Origin of the sequence: Moorena sp. SIO2C4 (assembly GCF_010672485.1) — a bacterium.
GTDB classification, from domain to species: Bacteria; Cyanobacteriota; Cyanobacteriia; order Cyanobacteriales; family Coleofasciculaceae; genus Moorena; species Moorena producens.
In genome coordinates this window covers 1-2829 of sequence record NZ_JAAHGN010000995.1, presented here as the reverse complement: position 1 = coordinate 2829, position 2829 = coordinate 1, and the positions used below count along the sequence as shown (strand labels likewise).

At 45.7% G+C, this 2829-nt stretch carries 5 protein-coding genes; 1 reads left to right on the top strand and 4 read right to left on the bottom strand.

Annotated features, from left to right (window positions below; translation table 11 throughout):
• On the top strand, nucleotides 1–190 hold a 190-nt coding region (locus tag F6K20_RS32645; protein ID WP_287297537.1), incomplete at its 5' end, for a hypothetical protein.
• A 14-nt stretch (nucleotides 191–204) separates the two neighbouring features.
• Here the strand turns inward: F6K20_RS32645 and F6K20_RS32640 are convergent.
• From F6K20_RS32640 to F6K20_RS32625, 4 genes are all read right to left on the bottom strand, one after another.
• Nucleotides 205–1629: an FAD-binding domain-containing protein gene (locus F6K20_RS32640; protein WP_008189337.1), complete on the bottom strand. Its 1425-nt coding sequence runs from the start codon at nucleotides 1627–1629 to the stop codon at nucleotides 205–207.
• Complete coding sequence (locus tag F6K20_RS32635) at nucleotides 1622–2173, bottom strand: NUDIX hydrolase (protein ID WP_008189336.1); 552 nt, start codon at nucleotides 2171–2173, stop codon at nucleotides 1622–1624. The genes F6K20_RS32640 and F6K20_RS32635 overlap by 8 nt, the downstream gene beginning before the upstream one ends.
• A 100-nt stretch (nucleotides 2174–2273) precedes the next feature.
• Nucleotides 2274–2459, bottom strand: coding sequence for a hypothetical protein (locus tag F6K20_RS32630; RefSeq protein WP_044495103.1), 186 nt, complete (start codon nucleotides 2457–2459; stop codon nucleotides 2274–2276).
• 172 nt (nucleotides 2460–2631) lie between these two features.
• A partial coding sequence (locus F6K20_RS32625) for a transposase (RefSeq protein WP_287265468.1) occupies nucleotides 2632–2829 on the bottom strand: 198 nt, incomplete at its 5' end.

Here is a 2829-nt window from a genome sequence, read left to right as displayed (position 1 = left end):
CCACCGAGCTCTACACTCCTTCCCTACACGCCGCCCTTCCCCGCTCGAAAATAAGGAGGAAACTGGCAAGATGCCAGTTCTACACAAGATGCCAGTTCCACGCCTGATGCCCATTCCACAGGTGCGACCCAAGGCCGGGTTCCCCGGCCTAGGAGGCGCGCACCTACTCTTAAAATCATTCCATTATTAAGCAACGCCTTGGCATCACTGCAATTCCTTATATAATTCCTTAAACCGACGCTGCTGCTGATTATGATCGACAATTGGTGCTGGATACCCACACATTTCGCGTCCGCTTTCAGGAATCTTCCCACTCACCACATACTCCGTATCCACAGAACTCAACTCCGGTAACCATTCCCGAATATACTCACCGTCCGGGTCAAACTTTTTAGCCTGACTAGCTGGGTTAAAAATTCGCAATGGTTTAGGATCCATCCCACTAGAGGCACTCCATTGCCAACCACCATTATTAGCACTAAGGTCTCCATCCGATAACCGCTGCATAAAATACTTTTCCCCCCACTGCCAATTAATAATCAAATCCTTAGTCAGAAAACTAGCAACAATCATCCGACAGCGGTTATGCATCCATCCGGTTTGATTTAACTGCCTCATCGCAGCATCAACGATCGGGTAGCCAGTCTTGCCCTCACACCAAGCTTGAAAGAATTCTGGATTATTATCCCAGGGAAAATCTTGGAATTTCTGGCGATAAGGTCCTTGTGCTAATTCTGGGAAGAAATACATAGCATGTTGGTAAAACTCCCGCCAAGCCAGTTCCTGTTGCCAAGTTTGGATACTTTGGCGAGCTTCATCACTGCGACTCAAATTATAAGCATTCTGAGCGGCCTGCCAAACCCTGCGAATCCCAATCACACCAAACTTGAGAGCAGCACTAAGTTTCGAGGTACCATCCACCCCTGGGAAATTACGTTGTTCGTGATAATCCCCAATAGTGCGATCGCAAAATTCCTCCAGTATCTCTTGGGCTACCTTTTCCCCTGGTGGCACTAACAGTTCATTCTCCCAGACATACCCCAAATCTATAGCACTAGGTAAATCAGTCACCCCTGCTGCTAGGGCATTGTCTTGTTCTATTTCCGTCAAGGATTCAACCCTAGTCAAAGTTGCCACAGGTTCTGCCTTAGATTGACCTTGCCAATTTTTCCAGAAAGGAGTGTAGACACTATAGGGATTGCCAGACTTAGTGAAAATTTCTCCTGGTGCGTGTAATAACTGATCCCAATAGTTATAGACAGCAATACCCTTTTCCTTCAACCCTGCTGCTACATCTTGATCCCGTTCCTTAGAATAAGGTTCCACATCCCAATTCCAACAAACAGCCTTAGCCTCCAGAGCAGCAGCTAAATTAGGAATTCCTTGCCTAGGGTCTTGATGTAGGATTAATAGTTGACTACCAGCTTGCCTGTAACCCTGCTGCAATTGTTCTAAGCAGCCAATCATATAAGTTACTCTTGCTGGGGCAATATCATCCCGCTCTAGAATAGTAGGGTCAAGACAGAAAACACCGACAAGCTTGGGACTTAGCTCAAAAGCAGCAGCTAGTCCCACATTGTCAGAAATCCGTAAATCACGGCGATGCCAGAATAGAATCAGGTTAGTCATTCAAGAACGGGCGAGCCATAAAAAAGCTGGAAATAGATTTAGCATCCACTGGCTCACCCTCCAAGATAGCTTGTTCTAACTCTTTTGGTGTCATTAAAACCACCTCTATATCCTCATCATCATCTTGCTTAGGAGGGGCTTCCAATTTCTCCAAATCCTCCGCCAGAAACGCATAAATGTACTCATCGGAATAGCCAGGAGCAAGGGGAAATTTCCCCAAAGATTTCCAGCGATGAGCGCGATAGCCAGTTTCTTCTTCTATTTCCCGTTTAATAGTTTCAGCTGGGTTTTCATGGGATTCTACCGTACCAGCAGGGAATTCCAAAAGACGCCCACTAACAGCAAAGCGATATTGCCGTACTAGTACCAGTTTACCATCGGGTGTTACCGGTACCGCCAAGGAACCACCAGGGTGACGGATACATTCCCATTGCCCTTCTGATTGATTAGGAAGACGTAGATTATTCACCTCGAAACTAAATCGTCTTCCTTGGAAAAATAGGTGTTTTTTCAGGAGTTGAGGGGGTTCTTGACCAGGTAGCATAAGAAGTATGAAAGATTAAGGATTAAGCATTCAGCGGTCAGCGGTCAGCGGTCAGCGGTCAGCGGTCAGCCAAAGGCTGATAGCTGATAAGGGTCAGCGGTCAGCGGTCAGCCAAAGGCTGATAGCTGATAGCTGTTCGGTGTAGCGTGCGCGTAGCGCTAATCGCTGTTCGCTGATACGCGACACGCTGATAGCTGATAGCTGACCTGCGATCGCAAATCCCGTCACTGATTCTACCCAATCCGGGCAATTTGTGCCAGGGAAGCACCAAGGCTCTTTCCCCCATGGGCTTTCAGCTTTAGGCTAATGGTTACCAGACCTAGAGTAAGGGTGACTGCTTCCCGGATGCCAGTTTTTTAAACTCCAGTTTTTTAAGCTGTCGTCCCATCTGTGTTTAGGAATTCAGTAACTAATGTTACCAGCTGTTTAGAACTAACTGTTACTAAGCTGTTGCGCATTTAAACTGTGATAACAGCATTGCCTTTGTTTTTTATTTTTCGTACCCATTTTATAATTAACCCTCCTTCATTTAAAAGATGATTTAACAAACATTCTAATTCTTCAATTGATTTGAAAACTCGATTGGCAATATATTCTTTTGCTGAATGCCAAACCAATTCAATTAAGTTATAATCAGGACTATACTCGGGAAGATA